This is a genomic window from Sphingomonas sp., from assembly GCF_036387595.1.
Taxonomy (GTDB): domain Bacteria; phylum Pseudomonadota; class Alphaproteobacteria; order Sphingomonadales; family Sphingomonadaceae; genus Sphingomonas.
On sequence record NZ_DASVTL010000084.1, the window covers coordinates 23,996 to 39,194 of the forward strand.

At 65.4% G+C, this 15,199-nt stretch carries 15 protein-coding genes; 9 read left to right on the forward strand and 6 right to left on the reverse strand.

All coding sequences use genetic code 11. The features are described 5' to 3' along the window. Positions 1–38: 38 nt before the first annotated feature. Together VF643_RS08920 and VF643_RS08925 are read right to left on the reverse strand one after the other, a co-directional pair. Positions 39–3,152: an efflux RND transporter permease subunit gene (locus VF643_RS08920; RefSeq protein WP_331043034.1), complete on the reverse strand. Its 3,114-nt coding sequence runs from the start codon at positions 3,150–3,152 to the stop codon at positions 39–41. 4 nt (positions 3,153–3,156) lie between these two features. After that, positions 3,157–4,332 carry an efflux RND transporter periplasmic adaptor subunit gene (locus VF643_RS08925; RefSeq protein ID WP_331043035.1) on the reverse strand — a complete coding sequence of 392 codons (1,176 nt, stop codon included), beginning with the start codon at positions 4,330–4,332 and terminating at the stop codon, positions 3,157–3,159. A gap of 207 nt (positions 4,333–4,539) precedes the next feature. Between VF643_RS08925 and VF643_RS08930 the strand changes: the two genes are divergently transcribed. Then, complete coding sequence (locus tag VF643_RS08930) at positions 4,540–5,271, forward strand: SIMPL domain-containing protein (protein ID WP_331043036.1); 732 nt, start codon at positions 4,540–4,542, stop codon at positions 5,269–5,271. A 67-nt stretch (positions 5,272–5,338) separates the two neighbouring features. Here VF643_RS08930 and VF643_RS08935 read toward each other — a convergent pair whose 3' ends face one another. The 3 genes from VF643_RS08935 to VF643_RS08945 form a co-directional block, all read right to left on the reverse strand. Next, the gene (locus tag VF643_RS08935; protein WP_331043037.1) at positions 5,339–5,611 is read right to left on the reverse strand and encodes a GlsB/YeaQ/YmgE family stress response membrane protein; all 273 of its coding nucleotides are present in this window, start codon (positions 5,609–5,611) and stop codon (positions 5,339–5,341) included. A gap of 111 nt (positions 5,612–5,722) precedes the next feature. Then, positions 5,723–6,022 carry a DUF1153 domain-containing protein gene (locus VF643_RS08940; RefSeq protein WP_331043038.1) on the reverse strand — a complete coding sequence of 100 codons (300 nt, stop codon included), beginning with the start codon at positions 6,020–6,022 and terminating at the stop codon, positions 5,723–5,725. Positions 6,023–6,146: 124 nt separating this feature from the next. After that, positions 6,147–6,374: a hypothetical protein gene (locus VF643_RS08945; protein WP_331043039.1), complete on the reverse strand. Its 228-nt coding sequence runs from the start codon at positions 6,372–6,374 to the stop codon at positions 6,147–6,149. Positions 6,375–6,544: 170 nt separating this feature from the next. Between VF643_RS08945 and mnmA the strand changes: the two genes are divergently transcribed. The 6 genes from mnmA to VF643_RS08970 all read left to right on the forward strand — a co-directional run bounded on the left by mnmA (position 6,545) and on the right by VF643_RS08970 (position 11,207). Further along, positions 6,545–7,642 carry a tRNA 2-thiouridine(34) synthase MnmA gene (gene mnmA / locus VF643_RS08950; RefSeq protein ID WP_331043069.1) on the forward strand — a complete coding sequence of 366 codons (1,098 nt, stop codon included), beginning with the start codon at positions 6,545–6,547 and terminating at the stop codon, positions 7,640–7,642. After that, entirely contained in the window at positions 7,639–7,929 is a 291-nt protein-coding gene (locus VF643_RS08955; protein WP_331043040.1) for a UvrB/UvrC motif-containing protein, read from the forward strand. The genes mnmA and VF643_RS08955 overlap by 4 nt, the downstream gene beginning before the upstream one ends. A gap of 472 nt (positions 7,930–8,401) precedes the next feature. Next, positions 8,402–8,707 (forward strand): DUF6894 family protein, encoded by a 306-nt coding sequence (locus tag VF643_RS16130; protein ID WP_414713835.1) that lies wholly within the window; start codon positions 8,402–8,404, stop codon positions 8,705–8,707. 56 nt (positions 8,708–8,763) lie between these two features. Beyond that, positions 8,764–8,940, forward strand: coding sequence for a hypothetical protein (locus VF643_RS08960; protein ID WP_331043041.1), 177 nt, complete (start codon positions 8,764–8,766; stop codon positions 8,938–8,940). A gap of 13 nt (positions 8,941–8,953) precedes the next feature. Then, positions 8,954–9,952 carry a methyltransferase gene (locus VF643_RS08965; protein ID WP_331043042.1) on the forward strand — a complete coding sequence of 333 codons (999 nt, stop codon included), beginning with the start codon at positions 8,954–8,956 and terminating at the stop codon, positions 9,950–9,952. A 25-nt stretch (positions 9,953–9,977) separates the two neighbouring features. Continuing rightward, a complete protein-coding gene (locus VF643_RS08970) occupies positions 9,978–11,207 on the forward strand; it encodes a dicarboxylate/amino acid:cation symporter (RefSeq protein ID WP_331043043.1) in 1,230 nt (409 codons plus the stop codon). Between the two features lie 132 nt (positions 11,208–11,339). Here VF643_RS08970 and VF643_RS08975 read toward each other — a convergent pair whose 3' ends face one another. Then, complete coding sequence (locus tag VF643_RS08975) at positions 11,340–13,256, reverse strand: peptidase M61 (RefSeq protein WP_331043044.1); 1,917 nt, start codon at positions 13,254–13,256, stop codon at positions 11,340–11,342. A gap of 255 nt (positions 13,257–13,511) precedes the next feature. On the opposite strand from VF643_RS08975, the gene VF643_RS08980 reads away from it, so the two are divergent. After that, positions 13,512–14,231 carry a Crp/Fnr family transcriptional regulator gene (locus VF643_RS08980; RefSeq protein ID WP_331043045.1) on the forward strand — a complete coding sequence of 240 codons (720 nt, stop codon included), beginning with the start codon at positions 13,512–13,514 and terminating at the stop codon, positions 14,229–14,231. A 183-nt stretch (positions 14,232–14,414) separates the two neighbouring features. Continuing rightward, positions 14,415–14,879, forward strand: coding sequence for a helix-turn-helix domain-containing protein (locus tag VF643_RS08985; RefSeq protein WP_331043046.1), 465 nt, complete (start codon positions 14,415–14,417; stop codon positions 14,877–14,879). Positions 14,880–15,199 lie beyond the last annotated feature (320 nt).

Here is a 15,199-nt window from a genome sequence, read left to right on the forward strand (position 1 = left end):
GCCCGGGATTGTTCATGCGCGTGCGGGACGTACCTCCGTCACTCCGCCGGACCGTAGCCGAGTGCCGGGCCGACCGGGCGCCCCTCGATCGCGGGGCCGTCGCCATCGCCGGGGCGATAGGTGAGCAGACGACGGCTGAGCCGCGGACCCGCCCAATTCTCTACGCCGATCGCCAGGCTGAACGATGCCGGTACGATCAACAGCGTCAGCAGGGTCGACAGCAGCAGCCCACCGATCACGGTAATCGCCATCGGCTGGTTCCACGATCCGTCGCCGCCGAGCGACAGCGCAGTCGGGATCATCCCGGCGACCATTGCGACCGTGGTCATCACGATAGGCTGCGCACGCTTGTGCCCGGCATCCAGGATTGCCGCGCCGAACGGCACGCCCTTGCGCATTTCCTCCAGCGCGAAGTCGATCAGCAGGATCGAGTTCTTGGCGACAATGCCCAGCAGCATCAGCAGCCCGATCAGCACCGGCAGCGAAACGGGCTCGCCGGTCAGCTTGAGCGCGAGGATGCCGCCGAGCGGGGCGAGCAGCAGCGATCCAAGGTTCACGAACGGCGGCATCACCTGGCGATACAGAAGCACGAGCACGCCCAGCACGAGCAGCACGCCCGCGACCACCGCGATCGCGAAGTTGGTGACCATCTCCGCCTGCCATTTGGCCGATCCCGATGCGGCGTAATGAACGCCGGCGGGCAGGTTCTTCATCGCGGGCAGGTTCATCACCTTCGCGCGCTCCTCGCCGCTTACCGCACCGGGCGCAAGATCGGCGTCGATCACGATGCGACGCTCCTGGTTGAAGCGTTTTACTTCCGAAGGCCCCGCCCCGAAGCCGATGTCGGCTACCACCCTGAGCGGAACGGTGCCGCCGCGTGCGACCGGCACGGGCAGGTTCTCGATCGTCGACAGATCCCGCCGGCTTGCCGGGTCCAGCGCGACGCCGATCGGGATCTGGCGATCGGAAAGAGAGAATTTGGCGGCATTCTGGTCGATCTCGCCCAGCGTCGCAATACGGATCGTCTGGCTCAGCGCCTGTGTCGTCACGCCCAGGTCGGCCGCCACGTCCATCCGCGGCGTGATGACCATTTCGGGACGCCGCAGGTCGCCTTCGACTCGGGGCGCGCGCAGATTGGGCAGCGACTTCATGCCTTCCGCAACCCGCTCCGCCGCCTGCTTCAACAGCACCGGATCGTCGCCCGCCAGCAGCACCGAGACCGCCCGGCTGCTCCCGCCGCCGCCGCCGTCCTGGCTCTGGAAATTGATCCGTGCGTCGGCAATCGCGTTCAGCAACGGCTGCGTCTCGCGCTCGAAGTCGATGCTGGTGCGCTTGCGATCGTCGCGCAGCGTAATCGCGATCGTGGCCTTGCCCACATCTATATACTCGACCGCAGTCTTCACCTCCTGCTGGCGATTCAGGATCGCCGCAACCTGATCCGCCACAGCCTCGGTACGCGCCAGCGTCGTACCGGGCGCCATGGTGATGGAGACGCGGCTGAAGTCCTGATCCTTGACCGGCTGAAAGGTGAACGGGGTGGTGGCAAAACCCCATATCGTCATCAACAGCGCAAGCCCGCCGATCGCCATCGTCTTCCAACGATTGGCCAGCGTCCAGCGCAGCACGCGCATGTAGAGGTCCATCGCGCGGCCTTCGCCGTGTTCGGCGGCGCCGTGGCTTTTCAGGAAATAGGCCGCGACCATAGGCGTCACCAGCCGCGCCACGAGCAGGCTGATGAGCACCGCGACGACGACGGTGATGCCGAAGTTCTTGAAGAACTGGCCTGCAATACCCGGCATCAACCCGACGGGCAAGAATACCGCCACGATCGAGAACGTGGTCGCCACCACTGCCAGCCCGATCTCGTCGGCGGCGTCGATCGACGCCTGATAGGCCGATTTGCCCATGCGCATGTGGCGGACGATATTCTCGATCTCGACGATGGCGTCATCGACGAGCACGCCCGCCACCAGGCTGAGCGCGAGCAGTGTCATGAAATTCAGGGTAAAGCCCAACAGGCTCATCACCCAGAAGGTCGGAATCGCCGACAGCGGGATCGCGAGCGCCGAGATGAACGTCGCACGCTTGTCGCGCAGGAAGAGGAATACGACGATGACCGCGAGGATCGCGCCCTCGATCATCGCATGGATCGCCGAATTATACTGTGCCTTGGTATATTTGACGCTCGTGAATCGTTCGATGAAGTGGAACTTAGGATTTTCCTTCTCGATCTTCTTCAGTTCCTCCTGGGTAAGATCGTAGAGTTCGACTTCCGATGCGCCGCGCGCGCGATAGATGCCAAAGCCGACGACCTGATGGCCGTTCATCTTGGCTATCTTGCGCTGCTCATACGATCCGTCGCGCACCGTTGCGATGTCGGCCAGCTTGATCGTGCGGCCCGCACCCAGCGATATCTGCGTCTGTCCCAGCGCATACGCATCGGCCGCATTGCCGAGGATGCGCAGCGACTGCTCCGAACCGCCGACCTCCGCGCGACCGCCCGCGGCGTTGACGTTGATCCCGCGCAACGCCTGGTTGACCTGCGCTGCCGTCACGCCCGCCGCCTGCATCTTGACCGGATCGAGATTGACCCGGATCGCACGATCCACCCCGCCGGAAGTCTCGACGTTCTGCATGCCCGGGATCGCCAGCAACCGTTTGACCACGACCGTGTTGACGAACCACGACAACTCCTCGAGCGTCGCATCAGTCGCTTCCACCGAGTAATTCGCGATGGAATCGTTATTGATGATGATCCGTTCAACTCGCGGTTCAGTGATTCCCTCGGGCAGCTCGCTGCGGATCTTGGCCACCGCATCGCGCGCGTCATTGGTCGCACGATCGACCGGGGTGGAGAAGCCGAACTGGACGAACGTGCCGCTCGAGCCTTCGCTTACCGTCGAGTTCATCTCCTCGACCCCTTCCAGTCCGCGCAACGCGGCCTCGACCTTCTGGGTGATCTGGGTCTCGATCTCGGTCGGCGCCGCGCCGGGCTGGCTGACCTGGACCCAGACCGCAGGGAAGGTGATCTCCGGGCTTTCGTTCAGCTGCATGCGGTTGAACGAGATGATCCCGGCGATCGTCAACGCAATGAAGAGAACGATCGACGGCACCGGGTTGCGGATCGACCAGGCGGACATGTTGCGAAACATGGGGCTAGCTCGCCTTGGAGGCTGCGGCGACGGGACGTACCGCCTGGCCGGGATTGAGGAAGGCGCCGGCCGACAGCACAACGCGCTCGGTGCCGGTCAGCCCGCTGGCCACCGCGACACCGGCGTTGGAAACCTGACCGATCTTCACGTCACGACGCGCGACCTTGCCCGCGCCATCGACGACATAAACGTAATTGCCCTTGTCGTCGGTCTGGATCGCGGTTTCCGGCAGCAACGGCGCCACGCTGGCCCCGCCGGTGATCGACGCGCTGGCAAAGCCGCCGGGGCGAAGCGCGGGATCGTATTTCAGGGCGACCCGGGCGACACCCTGACGGGTCTGCGGGTCGATGATCGGCGACACCTGCCAGACCTCGCCGGCGAAGCTCCGGGGGGATCCCACTGGGGTAACCGAAGCGCGCGCGCCGGGACGAAGGCCCACGAGATCGCTTTCGGCAAGGGACGCACGCAGTTCCATCTGTCCGCCGGCCGCCATGCGAAACAGCATGCCCGTCCCCGAACTGACGATCTGCCCCGGCTCGGCCTGCCGCGTCAGTACCAGTCCGGCGGCGGGCGCGCGGATGTCGAGCCGGCCGTTGCGCGCACGCGCTTCGGACAGGGTCGCCTGCGCCACCTTCACGCGAGCGACTGCGGCGTCACGCGTCGCGGTGCGGCGCTGCAGATCGGCCTTGGAAATGAATCCGCGATCGACGAGCGTGCGCGCACGATCCAACTCAGCCTGTGCCAGCGTCACGTCGGACTGCGCGACGCTCACCTGCGCGGCCAGGCCGGCGGCGGTCTGCGTCTGCACGGAGCGATCGACCGTCGCCAGCACCTGACCCGCCTGCACCCACTGACCGGGTTCGACCAGCACGCGGGTAATCATCCCGCCCTCGCCCGCCACGCCGACCGGCATCTCACGCCGCGCCGCCAGCGTGCCCGTGGCGGACACCGTGCGGTCGATCGTCTGGCGTCCGGGCACCACGACGGTAACCGCAGGCAATTGCTCGGTGACTTTCGGCGCAGCCTCGGGCGTGCGGCCGAAGAAGAACCAGGCGAGTGCCAGCGCGGCAACCAGGACGACCGCCCCGACAATGAGGCGCCGGCGGCGCCTGGGACGTTCATCGACACTCGGCAACAGCAGAGTCTCGCCACCTTCGATCCGCCCCGATTCGTAGTTCATGCCCGCCACGCTTTCCGTCCCATCCGCCGACCCGGCTGCAAACTGTATTAGAGCGATAAGTCACTTCGCTCAAGGGGCATCGTCGCATGCCCGTTCACCGTCGTTTATTCGCGCCATCATTATGGCAGGGTTGCGGCACGTTCATCCCCTGTTGGGCTTTGTCGCGGCAGGGGTCGCCGTGCCGCATTGGCCAGAGGAGAGCGACGCATGAAGATCACCCAGGCCATAGCCACGGCAGCGTTGACCGCGGTTGCCGCTCCCGTCGCGGGGCAGGACGCCATTCCCGGCGTCGTGCCGATGATCCAGGCTAGCGGAACCGTGCTCGACGTCAGTGCGCGGGGTAACACAACCCGCGTCCCCGATCAGGCAACGATCCGCGCGGGCGTGGTGACGCAGGCGCCGACCGCAGCGGCCGCCCTATCGGACAATGCCGCGCGCATGGCGCGGGTGCTCGCCGCCCTGAAGCGCACCGGCATCGCCGCACGCGATGTTGGGACCGCGCAGGTCGGGCTGGCGCCGCAATATCGCTATGTCGAGAATCAGCCGCCGGTGGTCACCGGCTATCAGGCGACGAACAGCGTCGCGATCCGCTTTCGCGACGTGGCGAAGTCAGGTGCAATCCTCGATACGCTGGTGGCCGAGGGCGCCAATCAAATCGACGGGCCGAACCTGGCGATCGCGAATCCAGATGCCGCGCTGGACGAGGCACGCACCGATGCCGTGGCCAGAGCACGCGCGCGCGCCGAACTTTATGCCAAGGCGGCGGGCCTGCGAATCGCGCGGATCGTGTCCATCGCGGAGGCGGGCGAGAATGCGGGCGATCCCGCGCCGCCGATGGCGTTCATGCGCGCCGCCCGCGGCGAATCCGCAGACACGCAGATCGCGTCCGGCGAGAAGGACGTCAGCGTCACCCTGTCGGTGCGCTTCCTGCTTCAATAAGCACGAAGGGCCGCCCGGTCATCCCGGACGGCCCTTCCTTCACCGGTGATCCGGGCAAGCGCGTCGCTTAGCGAACGCTACCGCGGCGGATCAGGTTGACGATCGCCAGCAGAACGACCGCGCCGAGCAACGACACCAGAAACGAGGTGATGTTGAGGCCCGAATCGTTGATGTTCGCGCCACTGAAGCCGAGCGCACTGCCCAGGAAGCCGCCGATGAACGCGCCGACGATGCCGACGATGATGTTCAGGAAGATGCCCTGCTGGGCGTCGGTGCGCATGATGATGCTGGCCAGCCAGCCGATGACACCGCCTACAATAAGCCAGATGATGAAGTTCATGACACGGTCCCTCCGTTGATCCCGCCACTGCGCGGGTGTGGAGCCAAGACTCGTGAAATGGGATGATTGTTCCGGCCGCGTTCCGTCCTTTTGCGGGCTCCCCGTAAAAATTCAATATTTCTGCTGGCGCTCGTACAGCGATTTGTAATGCTGGATGCGGGTGACGCGCAGGCCTGGCATGCCCGACCGGTCGATCGCACGCTGCCAGCCGGCGAACTCCTCGACGGTCAGGCCGTATCGGTCGCACACATCGTCAACAGACAGCAGCCCGCCGTTGACCGCGGCGACGACCTCGGCCTTGCGACGCACGACCCAGCGGGTGGTGGACGGTGGCGGCAGCGAATCCACGGTCAGCGGCTCGCCCAAGGGACCGATCACCTGCGCAGGCCGAATCTTCTGGTTCTCGATCATGCCAAACCCTTGCTTGGGGCGTGTCGCCCCCTAATCGTTCCTGATGTTGAGGTTGGTAGCGCCTGTGCCTTGAAGATGGACTGAAACGCCGCGGTAAATGCGGCCTTCACTCTTTCGGCCTGGCTCATGATTTGTTCCACGCTTCGATTGCGTGGGCGGTGGCGCCGTTGAATGCGCCATCGACAGGCGCGAACAGGCGCGGGTCCGGCGTGGCGCGCACGAACTCGGCCTGCGCCGCTGCGGTCGGGCTTGCCGCCTGGCGCGCGGCAATGCCCACCATCAGCACCGCCAGATCGGGCGGCATCGCGACGGGTTCGGCATCGACGTCGAAACGGTTGAAACTCAGGTCCAATGCTGCGCCCTCAGCGGATCACCGGAAAGCACCGGCTGCTCAGGCTTCTAGCGCGGCCGTGGTGAAGGCGGGGTAAAGCCGGGTGCAACGCTTCGTACATGGAGGTTACCCCGGCGCGCCGCCCGCCCCGCCTTTGCATCCCCGCCCGCCGCGCCTATGTGATCGGAATCATGGACCTCGCCGATTTCCAGCTTGCTCCCGGAGCCCGCCGTATCGTCGTCGCGATGTCCGGCGGGGTCGACAGTTCGGTCGTGGCCGCGCTGGCACACGGCACCGGCGCAGAGGTGATCGGCGTCACCCTGCAACTCTACGACCACGGCGAAGCGACAGGCCGCGCGGGAAGCTGCTGCGCGGGCCGCGACATCCGCGACGCGCGCGCGGTCTGCGATCGGTTGGGGATCGCGCATTACGTGTTCGATCACGAAAGCAACTTCCGTACCCAGGTAATCGATGCCTTTGCCGACGATTATCTCGCCGGGCGCACGCCGATCCCGTGCGTCCAGTGCAACATGGGGCCGAAATTCACCGATCTGCTGGCGCTTGCCCGCGATCTAGGAGCCGATTGCCTGGCGACGGGCCATTACGTCCGCCGCGTCGAAGGCCTTGCCTGCGCCGAGCTTCACCGCGGCGCGGACGCGGCGCGCGACCAGAGCTATTTTCTCTTCGCCACCACGCAAGCGCAGCTGGATTATCTGCGTTTCCCGCTGGGTGGCCTGCCAAAGTCGCGCGTGCGGGAGATCGCCGCGGAACTGGCGCTGGGCGTTGCGGCGAAGCCCGACAGTCAGGACATCTGCTTCGTACCCGACGGCGATTACGCCGGGCTCGTCCGCAAGCTCCGCCCGGAAGCGGGGGCGACCGGCGACATCGTCGATCTTGCGGGTCGCCAGCTGGGCACGCACCGCGGCATCGTCCATTATACGGTGGGCCAGCGCCGCGGTCTGGAGATCGGCGGCACCGCCGAGCCGCTCTACGTGGTGCGGATCGAGGCGGCGGAGGCGCGGATCGTCGTCGGGCCGCGCGCCGCACTGGCGGTCAGCGCGGCACGGCTGGAGCGGATGAACAGCCTGGCTCCGCTGCAAGGGCCGCTGACTGCGAAAGTGCGCTCGATGGCCCGGCCCGTGCCCGCGCGCGTCGATGGTGACCGGTTGCTGTTCGACGCTCCCGAATATGGCGTCGCGCCCGGCCAGGCAGCTGTGCTGTACGCCGGTGACCGCGTGCTCGGCGGCGGTTGGATCGCGCAGACCGAACCCGCGCTGCTGGCGGCATGAGTGACGCGCGCCCGACCGCGACGGTAGCCGACCTCGAACGACAGATGGACGCCGCTGCCGCCGTGCTCGATTTCGAACGGGCCCGTCACCTGCGCGACCGGATCAGCGTCATGCGCGGTGCGGCCGAACCGGTCGATCCGGCAGCGCTCGACCTCAATGGCCTGACGCGCCAGCAACCCGGCGCGATGGGCCTGGGCACCAGCCGGCAACGGGTAACCCCGCCACAAGGCTGGGTGAAGCCGAAGAAGCCCGATCCGGTGACCCGCGGCGGCCCGCGACGGGGTTGAGCCTGGTCAAACGGCTGTTCGTTCCCACGGTTTTGGAGCCGGTGACGCGAGCAGTGGCGGACGGCGGGCGCCACGTACCGAGAACCCAAGATCGGCAGTCCGCGCGCTTGGTGCCCCCCTTACCACGTCCCTTCGGTGAACCGTCCGAGCACGCCCTTGGCACATCTGTGACAGTTTTTTAGTCCGGATCAATAAGACAGCGGCTTGGCGCCTCGCATCCGAACCTGCCAATATTGTCATGGCTTGCGCCGCCGATCATCGTGTCGTTGCCGACACAGCCTCAGCGTGTTCGCATTGCCGGTTGAGCAAATCTGCGCCGATCGGAGATCATACGGTATAACCTTCGGCCTGGGTCGAAGGTTGCGTAATGCGGCTTTCTGTCTCCCGATGCACATCTTCGCGGATAGTTATTTAATCGCGTCAACTCAGGTTAACATACGAAACCTGCAATTTGATGATGCGTTGTATTTGCATGAACCTTTTCCATTTGCATACGCTGGATCGCGGCGGACGTATCCTGCACCGGAGACCCGTGGAGGCAGCTGATGTCTACAGAGCTCTCGCCCACGCAAATCGAAGTCTATGCAGGATGATGGAGGATGCCGCCCCCAGGTTTGTTGATCCGGACGGACGTATCGAAGTCGCAGACTGCGAAGGACGGATCCTGGCCCGAGTAATGTGCGCCGAGGCAATCGCCACCATGCCACTCTGCCAGGCGTCCGACGCGCAAGCATCCAACCGGGGATCGGATAGCCGATCCCTTCCACATCTTATCTGACACGGATCAAGTCGGCATGACCGACCTGGCGTTTCTGTATTCAAGGGATCTATATCATGGCGCAAAAAGGTGCTGGCGGTAACCCGGGAGCAATCTCGACCAAGGGCGGTGATCCCGGTTCGGGCGCGAAGAGCAAGGCGACCGGTGGCAAAGGCGGCGGCGGACGCTCGGGCGGCAGCAAAAGCGGTGGCGGCGGCAACAGCGGCGGCGGCTCTTCAGGCGGCAGCAAGTGACGGCAAGAGACTCATGAACATAATCGAAGCAACCCGTGCAGGTACGGGGCCGAAGGCTCGGCCGGCGCGGCGCGACGCCTTGCTGGAACTGCTCCACGTCCTTGCGCGCGACGGTTACGATTTCGTCACGGTCACGCCGGGATCGCATGCCCGCGTGGTTTCGCGGCCCGGGCGTCGCGAAGCTCGATCGCTGCGTGACGTGCTCGGCTGGAGCCTGCCCTTCGCGCCCGACATCTTGCCGCCGGGGTTGCTGAGCCTGCTGCGCGCGGCTGACGTGATATCGGATCGCCCCGGTGGTCTGCTCGGGTGTGACATTCGCGTGTCGTGCGTGCGTGGCGCGCTGTTCCTGCACTCCGCTTACCCCACGGCCGATTACGACTCGGTTTTTCTCGGACCCGACAGCTACCGCTTCGCCGACTTCATTGCAGCGCACATGGGGGTGTTGCCCGCTGGCGCCCGGATCATGGACTATGGCGCGGGCGCAGGCGTTGGCGGGATCACGGCGGCGCGCAGTCGATCCAACGCGACGGCCACGCTGGCTGATGTCAATCCAAAGGCGTTGTTCCTGTCGTCGATCAACGCCGAGTTCGCCGGGGTCGATCACGCGACGGTGGAAGCAAGCTCCCCCAGTGCGGTGGCAGGCGAATTCGAACTGATCGTTACCCATCCCCCGTTCATGATGGACAGCGAGAAGCGCGCGTATCGCGACGGCGGCGACCTGTTCGGTGCGCGGCTCGCGCGCGACTGGGTACTTGAGGGGGTCGACAAGCTGGTGCCAGGCGGCAAGCTGATCCTGCACACGGGCGTGTCGATCATCGACGGGCGTGACGTGCTGCTCGATCTACTGCGCCAGGAAGTCAGCGGCCCAGGGTGGAAATTCGACTATCACGAACTCGATCCCGATATCTTCAGCGAAGACCTTGCCGAACCCGCCTACGTCGAGGTTGACGTCGAACGGATCGCGGCCATCGGCCTTTGTATAACCCGCTCACCGGGCGAGCCGTCGCTATGATCCGGCGCGCTTGCGCCGCTGCGGGATGAAAAGCACGTCGCTGCGCATCCTTGCGGGTCTGTTCGTTGGTGTGGTTGCGGGTGCGCTGCTCGCGGGTTCGTCAGGCGGGCTGACCGCGCTGCGGATCGCACAGCCGGTCGGCAAGCTGTGGCTCGACGGTCTGACGATGACGGTGGTGCCGCTCGTCTTCTCGCTTCTGGTCTCGGGCGTGATGAGCGCCACCGCGCATGCGTCCAACGGCACGATCGCGACGCGCGCGCTGCTCTGGTTCGCGGTGCTGCTGCTGGCGGCTTCGCTGCTGAGCGTGGCGGTGACGTCGCTGGTGCTGCGGGCATCACCGCTGCCACAGGCTGCGGTGGCGCTTGTGGCGTCCGGCGGCGTGGGTCCGGCAGCGCCCGCGTCCGCCGACTGGCTGGGCGGGATCGTCCCTACCAACGTGATCCGGTCGGCCGCCGATACGGCGATGGTTCCCCTCGTCCTTTTCGCGCTGCTGTTCGGGATCGCCGCCACACGCATCGAAAGCGATCTCTCGCAGCAGATCGAGCGCACCTTTCGCGGCATCGCGCAGGCGATGCTCATGATCGTGCGATGGGTGCTGTGGCTGGCGCCGCTCGGGGTTCTGGCGCTGGGCTTCGGAGTGGGGCTACGCCTTGGCGGCGGCGCGGCAGGCGTGCTCGCGCATTACGTCATGGTGGTCGTCGCAGCGTGTCTGGCGACGACGTTGCTGAGCTACGCCGCTGCGATGCTATTCGGGCGCATCGGCCTTTCCTCCTTCGCGCGAGCGGCGCTGCCGGCGCAGATCATAGCGGTCAGTACGCAGTCTTCGCTCGCGTCGCTTCCGGCGATGGTCGAAGCCTCGCACCCGCTTGGCATCGCGAAGTCGACCGGCGGCATCGTGATCCCGCTGGCGGTCTCGCTGTTCAGGGCAACCAGTGCGGGTGCCAACGTCGCGGTAGCGATTTACCTCGCGCACCTGCATGCGGTGCCACTGAGCGTAGGAACGATGATCGCCGGCGCGATCGTCGCCGCCGCGGTCAGCGTCGCGGCGGTGGGGTTGCCCGCCCAAGTGTCGTTCTTCGCCATCATCGCCCCCGTCTGCATTGCGATGGGCGTGCCGGTGGTCCTGCTGCCGCTGCTGCTGGCCATCGAGACGCTGCCGGACGTGTTCCGGACGCTGGGCAACGTCACGGCCGATCTGGCGGTCGCCCGCATCGTCGGGCGCCGGCTGGAACCTCACGCGAAGCGCAGCCAGTAATCGGCCGTGGTCACGACGATAATCACGAGAATGACGATCACGAAGATCGTCAGCGCGCCGCGCAGATAGTTGCGGCTTTTGATCGGCGGCTCGTTCATGGTCGTCTCTCCCGTTGGTTCAAGAATCGTAGTGTCACGCGCCGCCGTCCAGCGGTCGCAGGATGTCGCTCAGGTAGCTGCGCGCGCCGGGGATCGGCTCGAGCGCGGGAAAGCGCAGCCCGCCGTGATAGGCAATCCGCACAGGTGTGACGTACCGGCCCTTTGCGACGGTCAGTTCGACGGGAGAACCGTCGACCGCATCGGCGACTGCCTGCTGCAGCGCGTCGGGGTCGAACTTTCGGCCCGCGACTGCAACGATCGTGGCGCCTACCGTAAGACCGGCCTGAAATGCCGGCCCATCCCAAAGCACGTCGGACAACCTGCCCCCCCGGTCGGTCGTCAACCCCAGCGAATGGCTGAGATCGATGTGGCCGAAGACCGCCTGCGTACCCCGCTCATAGTCGCTCGGCACATTGCGGTAGACGAGCCGGTAACCGCCGCGTTCAATGCCGCCCAGCGGTGCGCGATCGTGCGTGTCCTTCAGCTGCTCGTCGAAAAAGCCCGTCCAGTCGAACGCGGCGATTCCACCCAACGTATCGACGACATCGTCGAAATCGTAGGTATCGGTCATCCACGCTCCGTCGTGGTCGCCGAAGAAGGCCCGCGCGAAATCGTCGAGCGACCGCGCGCCATCGGTCAGTTCGCGCAGCCGGGTGTCGACGTCGAGCCAGATCAGCGACCCTTCGGCGTAATAATCCTCGCTACGTTGCCAGCTCGGCCAGGGCAGCGGCGCCCGCGCCGCAATGATCGGGTCGCGCGTGGTGTCGATAGTGGGCCGCCAGCGGCTGCCGGGCCGCACGTCGTAACGCGCCGCCGTCTGCGCCAACGCGCCGAGTGTCTGCTCCCTGCTCCAAAGCCCGGAGCGGGCGCAGAGCACATGACTCCAATATTGCGTCTGCCCTTCATAGACCCACATCAGGCTGTTGCGGATCGGCTTTTCGAAACACGGCTGCCACGAATCCTCGCCTCGCCGATGTTTGCCGTTCCAGCTGTGGACATATTCGTGCGGGATCGTGTCGCGGCGGACGAACGTCTGTTCCCACTCGGTGAAGTAGCCGGGCACGCTGACGGCTTCGCACGACCGGTGGTGCTCGACGCCGATGCTCGTCATTTCCTCGCTGAGCGCCAGCAGAACCTCGAAACGGTCGAAATGGCGCGCACGAAAAAGCCGGTCGGCCTGAGTCACCAGGGCACGGTGCAGCGCGATCTGCGCTTCGGTGGCTGCGAGCAGGTGCGGCTCATCGGCGACCAGGTTGAGATGTACCGCGCCCAGATCGTCTAGGGGTATGCGGCGGAGATGACGACCCGCGAACACCGGCGAATCCACGAGCACGTCGAGGGGCGTGGCTTTGAAATGCCACGTAGCGCCGTCGCGGCCCGCGCGATCCAGCGCGCACGCCGGTTCCCACCCTTCGGGCAGCGTCAGGCTGGGCTGAACGGCGATCTGCCGGGCGTAATGACCCGCCGGATGGAGCAGTACGGTATTCCATTGAAGGCTGAGCATGTCCGGCGTGACGATCACACGCCCCTGTTCCGCGTCGGTCGGCGACAGGAACTGGAACTCCACCTGGATCTGCGCGACGCCTTCGGGCACCTCGATATGGAAGGCGTTGACCGAGACGGGGTGCCGCTTCCACGTAAGCGTCTCGCCCGCCGCACGAATGACGAGCCCCGCGAACAGTTCGATCGGCGCTTGCGGCGCATGAAATCCCGGCAACCATTTCGGATACAGGAGCATCATCGGTCCAGCGCACGCGACCGGGATGATTTCGCGCACGCGGTAGATGCGTCGCGCAACGTCGGTGGCATCGACCTCCAGGATAAGGGTTCCCGGATATGGCGTGTCGCGCGGCTCGGGCACCGTCGGCAGATCGGGCAGCGGTTGCGGCGCGGCTAAAGCGTCGTCGCCGCGATCAAGCACCGGCATGTCGGCTGGATCACGCAATGTCATGCGTCACCGGATAGCGTCATCGAAAATACGGTAATCGTCACCTCCCAATACAAGCGTTCGACCCAGACAACAACGCGTCGTGCGGCAAGGTTGCCTGCCGGGACGATTGGCCAACCTAGATCAACGCGATTGTTCCTGAGACGGCGCAAGGGCACGACCGGCCCGCCAATACGTGTGCAATTTATTTCAGAAGCATCGACTTGGCGGACTTGCATCAAACTGACCACATCGGACAACGTCATCACGGGAACAGTCATGATCGACCGACATCTGGCCAAGATACGCGCGCGCGACGAGTTGAGCGCGGGGGAGGAGCAGATGATCCGCAGCGCAGTTTCGCAGTATCGCGAGTATCCGGCCGATCACACCTTCATCCGCCCGCGCGAAGAGCTGAACCACAGCACGCTGGTGGTGAAGGGATGGCTGTGCCGATACCGCGATCTACGCAGCGGGCAACGCCAGATCACCGAACTTCACGTCGCGGGGGACTTCGCCGATCTGCACAGCTTCACCCTGAAGCACCTGGACCACAGCGTGATGACGCTGACACCCTCCAAGGTCGCGATCGTACCCCACAGCCGCCTTCGTGAGATCACCAGCGCATCGCCGCATTTGACTCGGCTCTACTGGTTCAGCACGAACCTCGATGCCGCCATTCACCGGGAATGGGAATTGTCGCTAGGCCGACGTACTGCCATCGCGAAAGTCTCGGCACTGCTGTGTGAACTTCGCCTGCGGTTGCAGGTCGTCGATCTGGCCAACGCCCAAGGGTTCGATCTCCCGCTCACGCAGACCGATCTGGCCGAATGTCTCGGTCTGACCAATGTCCACGTCAATCGCACCGTGCGCGAACTGCGCGAACAGGGTGTGGTCGCCATCCAGGGCGGCCGTGTGACGATCCTCGACCTGCCGATGCTCGAGCGGATCGCGGAGTTCGACCCTACCTATTTGTATCTTGAACGCCGACCGCGCTGAGATCGACGTTCGGCCGCAACACGGGATGCTCGAGAATTCATCTTGGGAGACAACCTCGTGCCAAAAGTCGGGACGAGGGATGTGATAGCGTCGCGCGGGGAGCACTGCTAAGGTTTTTGGTCTCGAACCGAAAGGAGCCGGTGGTCGATGCAATGGAACGCCATTGGTGAACAGGATTGTTCGATGGCGCGGACGTTGGCCGTCATCGGGGACCGCTGGACGTTGCTGATTCTCCGCGAATGCTTCCTGCGCGTGCGGCGGTTCGACGAGTTTCAGGAAAGGCTGGGGATCGGCCGACCGATCCTCACCGATCGGTTGCGCAAGCTGGTCGACAATTTCGTGCTGACAAAGGTCGCCTATCAGCAGCACCCGACCCGCTACGAATATCGGCTGACTGCGAAGGGCCTCGATCTCTATCCGGTCGTGCTGTCGATCGTGCACTGGGGCGATGTCCACCTCTCCGGGCGCGCGGGGCGGCCGGTGGTGCACGAACATGTCGCGTGCGGGCACGTCTTCGATCCCGTGACCACGTGCTCGGCGTGCGCAGCGCCGATCGACCCGCGCGACGTGCGGGTGCTGCCCCGGGGCGGGCCTGCGCGACGCACGACGGTTGCCGCAAGCGCGCGGCGGCCGATCAGCCGGTCATAGCGAACCGTCACGCTCGTAGAGCCGCGCGACCAGTTCCGCGCGGTTCGCAAGAACGGCGCGCTGGTTGACATGCCCTTGTCGGTCAGTTCGCCGTCAGCCATCGACGGCGGGGCATCCACTAATAGAAAACCGGCGACGCGGCGCGTCGCGCCGGGGTTCGTGGCGTTGTACGCCGCCAGGTCGCGCGCAATTGCGGCCTGGACTTGCTCGGGATCATCTTTGCCGGCCGACCAGACCAGTAGCCGCACATCGTGGCGGCCGTGTCCCGCGGCGACGAGTTCGGCCACGTCCGGTACTGCAGCCAGCACCGCGGCGCGCAA

Coding starts and splice junctions, on each gene's coding strand:
- VF643_RS08985 (WP_331043046.1), top strand. CDS start 14,415: ATGGCGCGGACGTTGGCCGTCATCGGGGACCGCTGGACGTTGCTGATT.
- VF643_RS08980 (WP_331043045.1), top strand. CDS start 13,512: ATGATCGACCGACATCTGGCCAAGATACGCGCGCGCGACGAGTTGAGC.
- VF643_RS08940 (WP_331043038.1), bottom strand. CDS start 6,022: ATGATCGAGAACCAGAAGATTCGGCCTGCGCAGGTGATCGGTCCCTTG.
- VF643_RS08930 (WP_331043036.1), top strand. CDS start 4,540: ATGAAGATCACCCAGGCCATAGCCACGGCAGCGTTGACCGCGGTTGCC.
- VF643_RS08970 (WP_331043043.1), top strand. CDS start 9,978: ATGAAAAGCACGTCGCTGCGCATCCTTGCGGGTCTGTTCGTTGGTGTG.
- VF643_RS08925 (WP_331043035.1), bottom strand. CDS start 4,332: ATGAACTACGAATCGGGGCGGATCGAAGGTGGCGAGACTCTGCTGTTG.
- VF643_RS16130 (WP_414713835.1), top strand. CDS start 8,402: ATGAACCTTTTCCATTTGCATACGCTGGATCGCGGCGGACGTATCCTG.
- VF643_RS08955 (WP_331043040.1), top strand. CDS start 7,639: ATGAGTGACGCGCGCCCGACCGCGACGGTAGCCGACCTCGAACGACAG.
- VF643_RS08935 (WP_331043037.1), bottom strand. CDS start 5,611: ATGAACTTCATCATCTGGCTTATTGTAGGCGGTGTCATCGGCTGGCTG.
- VF643_RS08960 (WP_331043041.1), top strand. CDS start 8,764: ATGGCGCAAAAAGGTGCTGGCGGTAACCCGGGAGCAATCTCGACCAAG.
- VF643_RS08965 (WP_331043042.1), top strand. CDS start 8,954: ATGAACATAATCGAAGCAACCCGTGCAGGTACGGGGCCGAAGGCTCGG.
- VF643_RS08920 (WP_331043034.1), bottom strand. CDS start 3,152: ATGTTTCGCAACATGTCCGCCTGGTCGATCCGCAACCCGGTGCCGTCG.
- VF643_RS08975 (WP_331043044.1), bottom strand. CDS start 13,256: ATGACATTGCGTGATCCAGCCGACATGCCGGTGCTTGATCGCGGCGAC.
- mnmA (WP_331043069.1), top strand. CDS start 6,545: ATGGACCTCGCCGATTTCCAGCTTGCTCCCGGAGCCCGCCGTATCGTC.